Source organism: Halostagnicola sp. A-GB9-2, from assembly GCF_030068615.1.
GTDB lineage: Archaea > Halobacteriota > Halobacteria > Halobacteriales > Natrialbaceae > Halostagnicola.
The window spans coordinates 39,283-54,357 of the sequence record NZ_JASJOC010000018.1 but is presented as its reverse complement, the minus strand read 5'-3'; the positions used below and the strand labels follow the sequence as shown (position 1 = coordinate 54,357).

At 58.3% G+C, this 15,075-nt stretch carries 16 protein-coding genes and 1 pseudogene; 7 read left to right on the top strand and 10 right to left on the bottom strand.

Annotated features, from left to right (window positions below; all coding sequences use genetic code 11):
* Together QNM96_RS23005 and QNM96_RS21875 are read right to left on the bottom strand one after the other, a co-directional pair.
* Positions 1–124 (bottom strand): annotated as a pseudogene (locus QNM96_RS23005) (sugar phosphate isomerase/epimerase); the annotation flags it as partial.
* Positions 125–127: 3 nt separating this feature from the next.
* Positions 128–907, bottom strand: coding sequence for a TatD family hydrolase (locus tag QNM96_RS21875; RefSeq protein WP_345782564.1), 780 nt, complete (start codon positions 905–907; stop codon positions 128–130).
* 781 nt (positions 908–1,688) lie between these two features.
* On the opposite strand from QNM96_RS21875, the gene QNM96_RS21870 reads away from it, so the two are divergent.
* Positions 1,689–2,681, top strand: a complete 993-nt coding sequence (locus QNM96_RS21870) for a sugar phosphate isomerase/epimerase (protein WP_283838929.1) — start codon at positions 1,689–1,691, stop codon at positions 2,679–2,681.
* 199 nt (positions 2,682–2,880) lie between these two features.
* On the opposite strand, the gene QNM96_RS21865 is transcribed toward QNM96_RS21870, so the two are convergent.
* Positions 2,881–3,357, bottom strand: coding sequence for a universal stress protein (locus QNM96_RS21865; protein ID WP_283838928.1), 477 nt, complete (start codon positions 3,355–3,357; stop codon positions 2,881–2,883).
* 1,168 nt (positions 3,358–4,525) lie between these two features.
* Complete coding sequence (locus QNM96_RS21860; RefSeq protein ID WP_283838927.1) at positions 4,526–5,329, bottom strand: ZIP family metal transporter; 804 nt, start codon at positions 5,327–5,329, stop codon at positions 4,526–4,528.
* Positions 5,330–5,474: 145 nt separating this feature from the next.
* On the opposite strand from QNM96_RS21860, the gene QNM96_RS21855 reads away from it, so the two are divergent.
* A complete protein-coding gene (locus tag QNM96_RS21855; RefSeq protein ID WP_283838926.1) occupies positions 5,475–5,978 on the top strand; it encodes a hypothetical protein in 504 nt (167 codons plus the stop codon).
* Positions 5,979–6,071: 93 nt separating this feature from the next.
* Here QNM96_RS21855 and QNM96_RS21850 read toward each other — a convergent pair whose 3' ends face one another.
* Entirely contained in the window at positions 6,072–6,386 is a 315-nt protein-coding gene (locus QNM96_RS21850) for a chorismate mutase (RefSeq protein ID WP_283838925.1), read from the bottom strand.
* Entirely contained in the window at positions 6,383–7,255 is an 873-nt protein-coding gene (locus QNM96_RS21845; RefSeq protein ID WP_283838924.1) for a shikimate kinase, read from the bottom strand. Before QNM96_RS21845 ends, QNM96_RS21850 begins: the two co-directional genes overlap by 4 nt.
* Before the next feature lie 115 nt (positions 7,256–7,370).
* Here QNM96_RS21845 and QNM96_RS21840 point away from each other — a divergent pair, with 115 nt between their 5' ends.
* Both QNM96_RS21840 and QNM96_RS21835 read left to right on the top strand, forming a co-directional pair.
* A complete protein-coding gene (locus QNM96_RS21840; RefSeq protein WP_283838923.1) occupies positions 7,371–7,802 on the top strand; it encodes a DUF5796 family protein in 432 nt (143 codons plus the stop codon).
* Positions 7,802–8,053: a hypothetical protein gene (locus QNM96_RS21835; protein WP_283838922.1), complete on the top strand. Its 252-nt coding sequence runs from the start codon at positions 7,802–7,804 to the stop codon at positions 8,051–8,053. The genes QNM96_RS21840 and QNM96_RS21835 overlap by 1 nt, the downstream gene beginning before the upstream one ends.
* 18 nt (positions 8,054–8,071) lie before the next feature.
* Here QNM96_RS21835 and QNM96_RS21830 read toward each other — a convergent pair whose 3' ends face one another.
* Positions 8,072–8,206 (bottom strand): hypothetical protein, encoded by a 135-nt coding sequence (locus QNM96_RS21830; protein WP_283838921.1) that lies wholly within the window; start codon positions 8,204–8,206, stop codon positions 8,072–8,074.
* A 139-nt stretch (positions 8,207–8,345) separates the two neighbouring features.
* On the opposite strand from QNM96_RS21830, the gene QNM96_RS21825 reads away from it, so the two are divergent.
* Positions 8,346–10,523, top strand: a complete 2,178-nt coding sequence (locus QNM96_RS21825; RefSeq protein ID WP_283838920.1) for a CDC48 family AAA ATPase — start codon at positions 8,346–8,348, stop codon at positions 10,521–10,523.
* 61 nt (positions 10,524–10,584) lie between these two features.
* Here QNM96_RS21825 and QNM96_RS21820 read toward each other — a convergent pair whose 3' ends face one another.
* The gene (locus QNM96_RS21820; protein ID WP_283838919.1) at positions 10,585–11,355 is read right to left on the bottom strand and encodes a protein sorting system archaetidylserine decarboxylase; all 771 of its coding nucleotides are present in this window, start codon (positions 11,353–11,355) and stop codon (positions 10,585–10,587) included.
* Positions 11,356–11,610: 255 nt separating this feature from the next.
* On the opposite strand from QNM96_RS21820, the gene QNM96_RS21815 reads away from it, so the two are divergent.
* Entirely contained in the window at positions 11,611–12,210 is a 600-nt protein-coding gene (locus QNM96_RS21815; protein ID WP_283838918.1) for a metal-dependent hydrolase, read from the top strand.
* Between the two features lie 37 nt (positions 12,211–12,247).
* Here QNM96_RS21815 and hflX read toward each other — a convergent pair whose 3' ends face one another.
* Together hflX and QNM96_RS21805 are read right to left on the bottom strand one after the other, a co-directional pair.
* Positions 12,248–13,576: a GTPase HflX gene (hflX, locus tag QNM96_RS21810; RefSeq protein WP_283838917.1), complete on the bottom strand. Its 1,329-nt coding sequence runs from the start codon at positions 13,574–13,576 to the stop codon at positions 12,248–12,250.
* A 500-nt stretch (positions 13,577–14,076) separates the two neighbouring features.
* A complete protein-coding gene (locus QNM96_RS21805; protein WP_283838916.1) occupies positions 14,077–14,223 on the bottom strand; it encodes a hypothetical protein in 147 nt (48 codons plus the stop codon).
* 383 nt (positions 14,224–14,606) lie between these two features.
* Between QNM96_RS21805 and QNM96_RS21800 the strand changes: the two genes are divergently transcribed.
* Positions 14,607–14,738, top strand: coding sequence for a hypothetical protein (locus QNM96_RS21800; RefSeq protein ID WP_283838915.1), 132 nt, complete (start codon positions 14,607–14,609; stop codon positions 14,736–14,738).
* Positions 14,739–15,075: the final 337 nt, after the last annotated feature.

Below are 15,075 nucleotides of genomic sequence, written 5' to 3'. Positions count from 1 at the left end.
GCGGGAACAGGTGCGGTTCGTCGAGCAGGATTTCGATCCCGTCGTAGCCGATATCGGCGAGGATTTCGATCGATTCGTCCAACTCGTACTGCCGGAAGGCGTTTAGTGAGAAGCCAAAGTCCATGGATTAGGCCTCGTAGGTGAAGTTCGGCGACTGGTCGAAAAACTCGTAGGGGTTGTCGAAGACGACCTTCTTGACCGCCTCGCGGTCCCAGCCGCGATCGAGCATTTTGTCTCTGGCTTTGGGCACGGCGAGGGGATCGGACGGATCCCAGTCGGCTGCGCTGTTGAGCAACATCTTGTCGGTGCCGTATTCCTCGAGGATATCGATCGCAGTTTCGTCGGTGATCTTCCCGGGGTAGAGGGTAAAGCCGATCCAACAGTCGGTCTGGGCCGAGATGTCGATGGTGTTTTCGGTGTTGTGATCGAGGATGATCCGGTCCTGCGTGACGCCTTCGTCTCGGATGATCTCGACAAGTCGTTCGGTTCCTTCGGGTTTGTTCGTGTGCGGCGTATGAACGATAACCGGGAGTTCGCGTTCTTCGGCCATCCGGAGTTGCTCTCTGAAGGCGTATTCTTCCTCGTCGGTCCCCTGGTCGAAGCCAATTTCACCCAGGCCGACGACATCCTCGCGCTCGAGGTATTCCGGAAGCTCATCGAGGACTCGCTGGGCCATCTCCGGGTAGTTCGCTTCCTTCGGCTCGAGGCCGATGGTGGCGTAGTGGTCGATACCGGCGGCGCGCTCGGCGCGGTTGGTTTCGAAGCCGATAAGACGTTCAAAATAATCAAAGAACGATTCGGCGTGTTGTTTGTCCGTTCCGCTCCAGAACGCCGGCTCGATACAACACTCGATGCCGGCCAGTCGGGCGCGTTCGTAATCGTTGATCGACCGCGAAACCATATGCATGTGCGGGTCAATTATCGGAATCGACATATCCAACCAGTAGTATTGAACGTACATTAAAGGTGTGTTCTGATCGGGTGGGACACCGACACTTCCCGATCAGTTTCCGAACTCGGCCGGATAGAACGTGGGGTAGAACGACTACGGGAGATAGATATATGCGGGCTCCGCGAGTGTATGGTACTATGCCGGAATACTGTCCGCATTGTCGCGCCCCTGTGGACTCAAGTCGAAAGGAGCCAGAAGAGGGACGCCCCTATGAAGTATGGCGGTGTGAGGATTGTGACGAAGAGTGGCGTCATCCCGAGGAAACGATCCTCGATCGGAATCTCGATTTCAGCAAAGACAAAGAGCAGCTCTCTCGCCGAGAGAGCGATACTGATTTGAACTGGTAACCGTCGAAGGGGGACAGGTCGTTTCTCGGATAGGGTCGTGCGTCGCCTCATTCATAGACACGTTGACCTTGCCTATCCGGTTTGGAGACATCGTCCTTGCGCGTCGGCACGGCATCGATCGCGTCGTTCTCGATTCGAAAAATATCGTTTGCGCACACGGGAAATCCACGTGATCCGATCGTCGTTCCAGCGTTGGTTGACCCGTGATCGATTTGTCACCGCTTTACTACAACCGCCGGCGTCGTGTCGAAAAACCGGTCCTTCTGACACTCCCGATACCAAAATCATTAAGGCGTACTAACTGACACTCACAGACAGGCTACCACAATTTGTACTGTGGTAGGAGATTGCAGACCACAAAACGCAACTGCCTTTCAAACTACATCATTATGAGCGACTCAACACAGACAGACCGGGAGAACGAACGGACATCTACTGAATCAGGTTACAATGCGAACCGCCGACGCGTCCTGCAGGGTATCGGTGCGATCGGTGTCGGCAGCGCTGCCATCGGGACAGCACAGGCAGCTCAGTCGACGCGAGCCCGAACCAGTGCGTATGGATCTACCCCCGCAGCTCAGTCATCGGAAGCAATCGAAACATCGGCTCAATTTTGGTCGTTTACCGAAGCGGACCTTTCGACCGCAGAGCTGATCCGAGAATGCGCTGACGCTGGATACGATGCCGTCGAACCGTTCATGATCGACGATGCGGACGAAATCGCCGATGCGCTCGACGAGACGGACGTCCACATGGGGAGCGCTCACGTCGGCCTCGAGGAACTCGAAGAGGACTTCGACGGGACGATAGAGACCTACTCGCAGTTCGGTAGTCCCGCACTCGTTGAACCGATGGTAGCCGACGGGACATGGAGCGACGAAGACTCCGTTATCGAATTCGCCGAACGATGCAACGAGATGGCAGACCGCGTCGCCGACGAAGGGCTCGAGTTCGGCTATCACAACCACGATCACGAGTTTCAGCAAATCGGAGATACCACCGCGTACGATATTTTCGCCGAGAACATCAATGACAACGTTCACCTCCAGCTCGACGCTGGCTGGGTTCTCGTCGGCGGCGAAGATCCGATCGACTACGTGATCGAGTACAGCGATAACGTTCAGTCGATACACATGAAGAACATGACTGCGAGCGGTGACTTCGTGGAAGTTGACGAGGGCCACGTCAATATGCGAGCCGTTGCGACCGCTGCTCGAAACGCTGCGGATGTCGATTACCTGGTCTACGAGTACGATCAGGCACCCAACCCACTCGAGTCAATCAAAATCGGCGCAGAGTGGATGTCTAAACTGAATCACCCGTACTCGCCCGGTGGGGTTTGCGGTATCGAGGGCGCCGAAGAGCACCCTGCGAAGTTATAGAGACGCCAAGGCGAATACGCCCGTCTTCAGGCGGAAGTGGATGGTAAAAATTCGTTCCACCGATCCATCCACAATGTACTTGCTTTTACCATCGACTACACGGGTAAGTTCACGTATTACACGATTTGCGTCCAATATTCTCGCCAGTCACAAGTCGATGCAGCCGTCCTCCGCGAAATCGAGGTCGTGATTCGGGTCGTTATTCGTCTCGGTCGCGAACGTACGTTACCGGACATGGCGCGTTGAGTAGCAGTCGTTGTGTCGTACTCCCAAACATCGCTTTCCCTGCTGGCGAACGTTTTTGACCACCGATAATTAGGTTATCGACGTTGTTGGCCTCGGCTATTCGACTGAGTTCTTCCGCTTTGTCACCGGCCCCAGCGCGAATCTCGAATTCGACTGCCGTTGCTTCTAACTGATCGATTGCTTTCCTGACTGGATCCGTATCTTTTGCCAGCCGTTCTGGTGTTATATCCTCTTTCCTGACATCCTGGCCAACCTGATCAATCGCCTCGTTGTACTGTTGTCGCTCCTCTTCGAGCGTGTTCTGGGAGAGGACATGTCCCAGAATAACCGTTGCGTCTGCAGGTTGAGCCAAATCAATCGCTTGCGCAGCAAGTTTATCGATTCGATCGCCGTCGTCAGGTCCGATCGCGAGCATGACTGTCTCAATCATTGTACAGTCTTTGAATAGCGATTGTCTTAAATATACTGCGTCCATCGGCTCTTCCGGTACGTTAGGAAAAAATGAATTCACACTCCGACTAACAGTGTTTCCCAAAACGTTGTTCGATGGGAGGTGAACCGACTTCTATCGAACCACGGTTTCGCTGGGGAAGAGGACGTGAGTGAACCGTTCGAATATCGTCAGAATGTGACCGAACGTTTCATAGATCAACATTTTGGTAGTATTTATGACTCATTTGTTATTTAAATAGAAATTAATATTCGGACTAACTGACGCTTACGAGAGCACTCCTCCTGTGTGATACATCAGGATCTCTCTAATCCGAAGGTAACAAAGCTGTTATGTGCCGCCATCGAGATTCGAGAGTGGTTCGAAGAAATCGTGTTCTTATCACAACATATCTCGCCAACGTTGATTCTCGATGACAGAGTCTCCAGCTAACGGGAATCTGACTTCGAACCTGTAAATCCGTTTCTATCGGTAGGGCAGTATGCCGTCTCGTGTTTTTCACCGGAGTGTACGGTATCTATCCGGAGAGTTCGTCAAAATAGAGGGTTTAATAGGACTGTAACGGGCGAAACTGGACACTGTTCGCGCTTCGAAATTCAAGTCGGCCGCTTTCACAATTTGCGATGGACGGTCACCCAGTACCGCTATCTAAATTGCTCAAACCTGTCACTACTACACCACACAACTTTGGAATCCGTCTTCAACCGAACAAGCGGCGGATTGTGTACTAAAATAGAGATGTGCACCATAATAAATTTGCCACGATACGCTGATCAGCACCGAATAGATCCCGTGATCGTCGCCTGCGATGTTACCGACGGGCCAAACCGATGAAGCTGATCTCGGTGCGACCTCCGACGTGATCGATCCGTTTTGTGCCGTCTAGGTGCTCGCCAAGCGTGCGTTAAAGAGGCCACAGTCGCGCTCTATCGATCCCGAGACCGCGAAGCAAACTGCGTCGGTGTACGTCGAATCTCGATATAAACGAACAGTCCGCCGAAACCGGGTCTCGAGACGTGGGGGGACGAACGACCATCGAACCTGACCTAGTATGTGAATCGGTAATGAGTCAGTGCCGGCGGTAGTAGGCACGAACCGTACTTCCTCGCGACCGGGTTGATCTCCGCCGCTGACTTCGAGACTGACGTTATTCGATCATCACGAGGAGAGCGAGCATTGCAACGAGGCCGACGGCGACGCCACAGACGAGTTCGGGCCGACCCTTGCGAGGGAGGTCGGTTCCGTTGGCTATCCCTGCGGGAAGGTACTCCGAGAAGACGAGATACAGCAGTGCTCCGGCCGCAAACCCGAAGCTCATCGGGAGGAGCGCCTCGATACTGGTGGCCAACTGGTACGCGAGTACGGCACCGAGAGGCTGTGGTAGCCCTGAGAACACCGCCCAGCCGACCACCTTCCACCGGTTCATTCCGTAGGCGATAAGCGGAATCGCAATCGCCAGCCCCTCGGGGATGTTGATGATCGAAACCGCGAGGGTCATGTAGACGGCCAGCGTCGACACTGCAACGTCTCCAAGAACGACCTCCGTCTCGTGGCCGATATCGGCGAACGCGACTCCGACGGCGATCCCCTCGGGAATGCTGTGGAGGGTCAGTACGCCGACGGCCAACACGACCATCCGATAATCGGCCGTCGGGTCCTGTTGGGCGGGGACATTCCAGTTGGCAATTATTCGGTCTGCAACGAAGACGAACCCAACCCCCGCAAGACAGCCGACGAGGACGTGACCGAAGCTCCCGTCCGCCACCCCCTCGGCCAGGAGGCCGACCGTCGACGCTGAGAACAAAACGCCGGTTGCAACCCCCCAGAGCACGACCAGCCATCGATCCGTGACCTCGCGGACCAGAAAGAAAGGGAGGGCACCCAGTCCCGTGGCGAGGCCGGTAACGAGCCCCGCAATAAACACGAGGAGCAGTTCGTCCGTGACGGGCATCGATGGCCACTCGTGGCCCCACCGGTATATACCCCGTCACATACGACAAGGAGAATCTCACCTTGACTGGCTTTTTCGAACTCCACTCGAGACGTAGGGACTCGACCGTGAATATAAACTGCCATAGCACACATACACTATCGAGATGACCCAGACCGAACCCCGAACGACGGCAAAGCGGATCGAAACCGTCGTCGTCGATTTCGAGGACATCATCGCAGCGTTCGAGCGAAACGGCCGCGATGAAACCGAACGACGCCGTCACGTCCTCCGCGTTTCCCACCCTTTCGAGGGTGAGAGACGGGCTACGCCGCGTATTTTGGACGAACCTTCCTCCGCCGACTCGGACGATGAGCCGACGCCGATTGATCTTGGCCCCGAAGCCTTCGTCAACGTCCACGGAGACTACGACCCGAAACGAACTCGCATTCCGGCCCCCTCGAGGGAGGAGTCACGATCGATCGCTCGCAACGACCACGATGAGAACGTCGACGAGGAAACTATCGAGGAGTATCACTCGACCGCGGTAGCGGCGTGGAAAGAATGCGTTCGCACGAGCCTTGTCGATGAAGTCCTCCTGCCACCCGACCCGGACCTGGAACCCGAGGAGACTGGGCGGACTCCCGTTCGGTACGAAGGCGACGTTTAAAATCGAAGACGCTACCGACGGTAATTGTCGAATTCGATGATCGGTATCACCGAAGCGAGTTCGAGCGGCCGAACCCCGCGAGGAGTCTGTAATTCACCGATTCTCACGCTGGTGAACCTTGTTCAGTTCGATCAACATTCGGAACGTCGCCTTGACGAGATTCCGGTCGAGATCGAACTGCTCTGCGTTCTCTCCCGCTCGTTCCATGACCTGTTCCTCTTGTTTCTCGTCGGTCGTCGGAAGGTCCCGGTCTTCCTTGACCGCGGCGATGGTGTCCGCGACGTACGTTCGCTGTGCGATCAGTTCGACCAGTTCCTGGTCGATCGTCTGGATCTCTTCGCGAAGTTCTTCGAGGTCCATTTCCTCCGGCTTCCGGTTCTCCCCGTTTGGTGGTGTTTCTCGAGTCATGTGGTTTGTGTACCGTCGTTTCGTGTCCGTAGCAAACGCGTCGATCCGGCTCGATTCTCCCAGCTGTCTCGAACGGCCTCGAGTTGCTCGCGGTCGCCGATCGCGACGAAGCTCGAGCCGGTTCCTGACAGCGAGACGCCTTCGACCGCCGGAAGCACGTCGAGCATTGGGTCGGTGGAAAACCCGAGTGCACCACAGAATGCGAATCCGTTGACGGTCATTGCCTCGCCGTAGCGGCCCTCGTGCGCGAGTTCGGCGACCAGATTCGCCATCGGTGCGACGCGCTCGCAATCCGAAATATCCGCGTCCGCGCTGAACGCCTGTTCGGGCGGCGTGTACACCAGCGCGTGCCAGTCGGCCGCTTCGCGGGACAACACTTCGTCGGTGGCGTTGTCGGTTATCGTCACCCCGCCGAGCATGCTCGCGCTCGCGTCGTCGAACGCGCCCGTTGCGGTGACGCCAGCTTCTCGGGCCGCCTGCACGCCGAGCCGACATGCGTCAACGCGTTCGACGGCGTCTGCGATCTCGAGCGCGTCGAGGGTCGCAAGCACCGTCGCATTGGCCGCCGCACTCGAGCTTTTCAGCCCGGCGGCCATCGGAATCTCGCTCTCGGTGTGAACGCGCGCCCCGACCGCCTCCGGACTGAGCCCCGCGTCCTCGGCGTATCGATTGACGGTCATTTCGACGCAGTGTTCGATGAGCGCCGTATCGGAATCGGGCTGATCGGCGATCGTGGCCTCGATTTCGCCGTCGTTCGTCAGATCGACCGTTGCCGTCGTCTCGAGGTCGATAGCGAAGGCTGAACCGGTTCCGGTTGCGAGCGCGTTCAGCACCGTTCCCGCGGCGGGTGCAACAGCACGGCCGTCCATATCTATCACCATTCAGAGCGACTATTTACGGCTGGCGGTCTACGCCGTTTTGGCCGGAGCGGTCGGTGACGTGGAGAGCGGTTCGTTTTTGCGAGTCCGTCACGTCGGTTCGGGTATGAGCATGCGAAGTAACGTCGCCCCGAGTACGCTCGAGGTCGATCTCGTCGATGGCGGTATCGTCGTCCACTATCTCGACGGCCGCGAAGCGTTCTATCACGGCCCGCCGGAGGCCGTCGAGGGCTCGATCAAAACGCCGCCGGGAAAGGAGGTCCACGTGCTCGTCACCGATCCGGATGGCATCGAGGGCGTGATGACCTACGTCAACGATCGGAACACCCACGATGAAATCCTCGAGACCACGGGCGTCGGCCGCGTGATGCTCGAGGGAGAGGACGACGAGGAACTGTTCCCCGGCGTCCGTGTCTCGACGGAGGCGTACTCGATTCGCGTCGACGCAGAGCCCTCGCTCGTCGACGGGCGCGTGTTCGTCTTCGCCGAAGACGAGATGAGCGAGCACGCCTACGAACTCGTCGAGAGGGCCGAGTGATGCCGCTCCAGAAACAGTGGCACGAGTTGAATCGAAAAACGATCGGGCGCGTTCCGGATCGCCCCGGCGTCTACGAACTCGGTGACGAGGACGGAACGGTGCGGAGTATCGGCTCCGGCATCCTTCGGGACGAACTCAAAACGGCGCTGGCCTACGACGACGGGGACCGCGTTCGGTGGACGGCGACCCAGACCCGCGAGCAGGCGGCGGAACTGGCCACGGAGCATCGCGATCGCCTCGAGTCGAATTAGCGAGCGGCGAGACAGCCGTTACTGGATGTAGGAGGGATCCGTATCGTCGCACTGTTTTTCGTGTTCGGTCGCTTCAGTCTCGTCGTTGAAGAGCAATCCGCAGGTTTCACACTCGTACCACGTCGCGTTGTCGCGCTCTGTCTCGACGACCATAGCCGGTCTAGGGGTACCTGAACTCAAAGGCGTTTCTCCGAAACGATCCGCCGTTCGCTGCCGTTTGTCCTCGCTCTCGTCCATCCCGTCCCAGTTCGATGGGGCAATTCTCAAGACGGTACGGCCGAAACGGTGACCTATGAGTGAGTCGGATTCCGTTCAGGTTTCGCTAACCGTTCGGGCCGCCGAGAAACGCGACGCGGGGCGGGGTGTGGCTCGAATTCCGGAGCTTGCCCGGCGAAAACTCGGCGTGCTGAGCGGAGATACGGTCGTCATCGACGGCGAGGAGACGACGATCGCCAAGATGTGGCCGGCAGATCCGTCGATTCCCGAGTCAGTTATCCAGATTGACGGCGACACCCGAGCCAACGCGGGCGTCCACGTGGGCGACACCGTCGTCGTTCGAACGAAGGACACGTCGGCAATCAGCCAGGCCAAGCGGGTTACGCTCGGGGCCCCGGCGGAGCTCGCCGACGCCGAATCGCGGTTGGCCGAGCGAGTCGCGACGAAGAAACTTCGCAATCGACCGATTCGGGCCGGCGAACAGATCAGAGTCGAGGGCGTCGCGCCCGAACCGTTTACCGTGCTCGATACCGATCCCGACGGCGACGTTCGAATCACGAGTTCGACCTCCATCCAGGTCACCCGGGCGCATCCATCCGCGGACGACGAGTCCGGGACCGTCGCTTCTCCGTCAGAACCCGCCGCCGAACCCGAGCCGGAATCGCCCTCCGGAGTTACCTACGAAGATATCGGCGGTCTCGACGAGGAGCTCGAGTTAGTTCGTGAGATGATCGAACTCCCGCTGTCGGAACCCGATCTCTTCCAGCGATTGGGTGTCGAACCGCCGTCGGGTGTGTTGCTCTACGGCCCGCCCGGAACGGGGAAGACGCTGATCGCCAGAGCCGTTGCGAACGAGGTCAACGCGAACTTCGAGACCGTCTCCGGCCCGGAGATCATGTCGAAGTACAAGGGCGAATCCGAGGAGCAGCTTCGGGAGACGTTCGAGAAAGCTCGGGAAAATTCGCCGACGATCATCTTCTTCGACGAGATCGACTCGATCGCTGGCACTCGAGACGACGACGGGGACGCCGAAAACAGGATCGTCGGGCAACTGCTGACGCTGATGGACGGCCTCGACGCGCGCGGCGAGGTGATCGTCATCGGCGCGACCAACCGCGTCGATTCGATCGACCCCGCGCTCAGGCGGGGCGGTCGGTTCGATCGCGAAATTCAGATCGGCGTTCCCGACGCGGAAGGTCGCAAGGAGATTTTGCAGGTCCACACCCGCGGAATGCCGCTCTCGGACGACGTTCGAATCGACAAGATCGCGAGTCGAACGCACGGCTTCGTGGGTGCCGACCTCGACGCCGTGGCCAGCGAGGCCGCGATGGCCGCCATCCGAAGCAGGCCGACCGACGCCGACGGTCGAACGGCCTGGAATCAGGACCCGAAGGTGACGAAATCGCACTTCGACGCCGCGCTGGCCTCCGTCGAACCCTCCGCGATGCGCGAGTACGTCGCCGAATCGCCGACCACGGACTTCTCGGACGTCGGCGGCCTCGAGGACGCCAAACGAACCCTCCGCGAATCCGTCGAGTGGCCCCTGACCTACGACAGGCTGTTCGAGGAGACGAACACGGAGCCACCCTCCGGCGTCTTGCTCCACGGTCCACCCGGGACGGGAAAAACCCTACTTGCACGGGCGCTCGCCGGCGAAACCGACGTGAACTTCGTTCGAGTCGACGGCCCTGAAATCATCGACCGTTACGTCGGCGAGTCGGAGAAAGCGATTCGCAAGGTGTTCGAGCGCGCTCGACAGGCCGCACCCTCGATCGTCTTCTTCGACGAAATCGACGCCATCGCGGGAACTCGAGGAGAGAGCCACGAAGTCACCGAACGCGTCGTCTCGCAGCTGTTGACGGAACTCGACGGGATGAGCGAGAATCCGAACCTCGTCGTGCTCGCCGCGACCAATCGTCGAGACTTCATCGACCCGGCGCTTCTTCGGCCCGGTCGGCTCGATACACACGTTCTCGTCCCCGAACCCGATACCGAAGCGAGACGGAAGATTCTCGAGGTTCACACCCGCGGCAAGCCCTTTGCAGATGACGTGGATATCGACGCCTTCGCGGACGGACTGGAGGGGTACACTGGCGCAGATCTCGAGGCGCTCGTCCGCGACGCCTCGATGAAGGCCATTCGGGAGATTGCGATGGAGTACGGCCCCGAGGAGGCAAACGAGAGAGCGGGCGATGTGGTTATCGAACAGTCCCACCTCGAGGCGGCTCGAACTGCGGTCGACACCGAGAGCTAAGCGGACGACCGGCGACACGAGCCATAAAAACACAGATTCGGTTCCGACCTCTTCGATTCGTCTAGTCGCTGCCTGTAGGTTCTGCGAAACCGTCATCGACCGTTACGTTCGGCGATTCAAGGACGACGGTTTCGCCCGCCCTCATCGAATCGCCGGGGTCGACTGTGATATCCCCCATTGTGACGCCGGGCGGGAACAGGACGTCGACGCGACTGCCGAAGGCGATGTGGCCGAGTCGCTGGCCCCGCTCGAGCGTCTCTCCCGGTTCAATGTAAGGATGAATTCGTCGGGCGAACGCGCCGGCGACGAAGGTGACAGTGGCTGTCGGTGCTGTGGTTGTCGTTGCTGTCGTATCCGGTGTCGTTTCCGGAGTGTTTTCTCGCACCTCGTCTGGCCCTTCGTTTGGATCTGCTTCCGAAGCTGACTCCCAGCCGGGGACAACGGCGTCGGGATCCTCCAACTCGAGGGTCACGTGAACCCGCTCGTTCCGGTCCGAGTCCTTCGAGAACGCCGGTTTGTTTGCACCGTCGATGTGTTCGACGTCGGTCACCGTGGCGTCGAAAGGAGAGCGAACGACGTGGACGTGCCAGACGTTCATGAACGTCCCTAACCGGGTTCTGTCGCCTTCAGATCGCAGCACGGAGACGTTACCGTCGGCGGGGGCGACCGTCCCCGACACCGGCGCCGCTCTATCCGGATCACGGAAGAACGCGAGCGTTGCGAGTCCGAGGACGAGCGAAATCGCGCTCGCGCCGACGCTGACCAGAAATGCAAACGGCGCGACGATCAGCGGCACGATCGCGTACTTCCAGGCCCCTGGCGCGAACTTCATAGACGATCCGACGAGGTCGAGCCGTTTGGCCGTTTCGGCACGCAATCATTGATTACCTGGTACTATCCGCGGACGTATTCGGGCCAGGAGATCGACAATTTCGTGAGCTACACACAATCTCGCTCTCGGAAATCTTTTAGCCGGTTGGCCCCACGTCTCGAGTAATGGGTCTCTCTTTAGCGTCGGGAATCGTTACGTTGGGACGGAAGCGGTCCGTAACACGTATCCCGGCAACTGTGACGGTGAGAACGTAATATGTGGCCGTGGGAGCACGCGATCATGGGATACGTCGTCTACTCCCTGTTCTGTCACGCCTACTATCGAGCCCCGCCGGGTGGTCTCGAGGCATTCGCCGTCGTCTTCGCGTCGGTGTTACCTGATCTGATCGACAAACCACTCGCCTGGCAGTATGAGATCTTCGAGTCGGGGTACGCGCTGGGCCACTCAATTTTCTTTGCGATCCCGCTCTCTCTCGCCGTGGGACTCCTCGCAAGATCCTACGGCCGGACACACGCCGGAATCGCGTTCGGATTCGGCTACCTCGTGCACCTTCCAGCAGACATCATCGACGGGGTCGTCAGAGACGGCTACCTCGAGTTCGGCATCGTGCTCTGGCCGTTCGGTTCGAGTCGGGGCCACGACCACAGCGTCTCCTTTTCGGAGCATTTCTTCTCGCTCTTGGGAACGTACTATCATGAACTGTTCTCTGGAGATCCGTCGCTGTACATCCTCGCTCAGTTCGGGATGGGGCTGTTCGCCGCGCTGTTGTGGCTCTACGACGGCGCTCCGGTTCTCCGCGAACTCGCACTCGGCGTTCACCGACTTATCGTCGATACCGTCGCTGCGTTCCGGTAACCGGGCAACTGGGAAAATTTGAGACGCGATCTGAGAACTACTGCTCCGAATCCTCGAGCGACGACGCCCGATTTCGTAACTGACGAAGAACGGACGGGCGACCCTGACACTCGAGGAGTAGCTGATCTCCATCGAAGTCGGCGCGCTCTACCGATGTTCGATCGTAGGCGTTCGAGAGGATGGACATCGCCTCATCGCAGTTCGGCATTTCGATGCTCGCCCGTTCCGACGGCAACTGCGCTCGAAGTGCCGTCCGCAACGGTTCAAGGGTTGTTCCGTTACGGATGCTGACCGAAATCGGTCCCGCGACTCCCGCTGGAACGCGCTCTGCAGCGATCGTTTCTCGCCGTGTTTGGGCTTCGCTTGAGAGCAAATCGATCTTGTTCAGGACGAGAATAATGTGATCGCGGTCGACTCCTTGTGCGGCGAGCACCTCGAGGGAAACATCGAGTCGCTCGCGGAACTGGTCCGGTGGATCGCTCGCGTCGACGACGAGTACGACCGCGTCGGCCGCCGTCGCCTCCGACAGTGTCGAACTGAACGATTCGACGAGGTCGTGGGGAAGGTCGTCAACGAATCCGACCGTATCCGTCACGAGAACCGGCCGGTCGGCGATAGTCGCGCGTCTGGTTGTCGTCTCGAGGGTCTTGAAGAGTCTATCCTCGATGGCCGCCGTGGCGTCTTTGTTCGAGTGTGACGCTGACTCATTCGCCTCCGAGTCGGACTGATCGATAGAGAGATCGTCGGCGAGTCGGTGGAGTAGCGTTGATTTCCCGGCGTTCGTATATCCGGCGATCGTCACCAGGTCGAACCCCTCGTCGCGGCGACGTTCGCGAAATTGGTCGGCCGGATCCGGAAGCTCCGCGAGTTTCTGCTCGAGGTGGTCGATACGACCGCGAACGTCGTAGACGGGTGATCCCTTTTCGGTCACCTTGTTTAGCGCGCCCTCGTCCGCGGATTCGATCAACCGCGGTAGATCGTATCGGAGCTGTGCCAGTTCAACCTGTAACTGTGCTCGTCGTGTGCCGGCACCGTTCTCGAATATCTCGAGAACGAGCCGGTATCGGTCGGTCACAGCCGTTTCGTCCGGCAGCATCGACTCGAGGGTGTGGTGTTGACTCGGCGAGAGCTCGCCGTCGACGACTACGCGCTGTGCGCCGTGATCGAGGACTGATTCGGCGAGTTCCTCGACTTTCCCCCGTCCGAAATACGTTCCGGGGTCCGCTGGGCCGACCTGCGTTAGTTCTGCGACGATTTCGTGCCCGGCCCCGGAAACGAGCGCCCGAATTTCGTCGGTTTCGATCGGGCCGGTCGCGGAGCGTTTTGCGATGACTGTGCGTCGACTGTGGCTGGATGTTCGTGACATTTGAATGGTTGTTTCGTGATCGTCTGACTATTGGAATCGATACTGTGCCCTGACTCAACTGGCCCATACCAGCACTAGTTGCCGAAAAACGAGCCGCTTGTGTCCGTCGTACTTGGACTCAATACACAAGGTTGCAAGCGGACTAGGAGAATGCCCTGGGGCTTGCCTCCAAGGCGATTCACCGACGGCATTCGGCTCAGTGGAGAGAAGAGGTTTCCATCGGTCTCTGGCTGATAAATGACACTGATGCACAAATAGCTTGTGGAGAGGCGTTCGGTGGCCGTACGTAGTCCGATGAGCAAGAAAACGGGGCGAACGCTCTACGACGAAGGAACCCGCCTCGAGCGGATCGTCCCTGTTTAGAGTCGGTGAAACCATCTCTGTGCTTCTCGTTGCAATTTCACTTTCGCTCGGTCTCCGACTCGCGCCCGTTCAGCAACTCGCGTACGGTCGTAGTTTGCGTACGGGGTAGTTTCGGATCGGACGGTCGATTTCGTCCGTCAGTGCCCGAGCACTCGGAGGATGATGCCGAGTATGATTCCCGAGATACCAATGAACAGGCCGACGCCGGGGATAACGGGAATCGGGATGAGGCCGATTGCGAGGACGATAGCGAGAATGATAACGACCGTCGACAGTCTGACCATACCGTTCCTATTCGCTTTTTCAGGGTAGCTGTTGGGCTTGCTTGTGCACCTTGTATAAACCATTCTTACTCGGAAAAATTCGGATGGGTGAAGTAATATCGTCCTAAAACCAACTCTGAAGACCAACTACGGCCCGGTACCGTGATCGTACGGCCCTCATCTCTCAACGTCGTTTGAGAACGATAATTACGCGACTACACGAGGGTAGTATAGGTTTACCGCGCTCCTGTAGGGACGATGGTGATCCGGACGATGTGGCACCCTCGGAGTGTTTCGCCGCTTTTTCGTCACTCCTTTTTACGAGACAAAGTATATGTTTACTAGCGATTCAATATTAAATGACCTTTCCAAAAAGTCTATAATATTTTGTTACCATGGTGGTGATGACCGAGACAAAATCGATCCCCAAGTTCGTAACCGATAATCCGTTATTACTAGGCGTATTGTTTACGATCTGTCTCCTCCTCTCCCAGGCTGGCACCGCTGCCGCCGCTAACGGCGGGACCGTCGCCTAAGGGAGATCGCCGGGAGACACGTCAACTGACCACCAAAATTTTCCGTCGACGACCGTTGGAACGCGCTCGAGAGCGAGCAGGTTGATCACTTCGGGCAGTGAGAGCGTCATCTCACGACCTTGTACCTTTTAAACTGGGGGTGACTGTCGTCTTCGAGCCGTTCCTGTTTTCGGCGGTAGCCCAGGGAGCAGTGTGTACAATATACGGACTATATAGACGGTGTACAATGTGTAAACTGTATAAACAGTGTGCAATGTGTGAATCAATTCCGACCGACAGGATCGTGAGTGGTCTGCAGATCTTTTGTGCACTCGAGTGATTGAGCACCCCCGAGGAC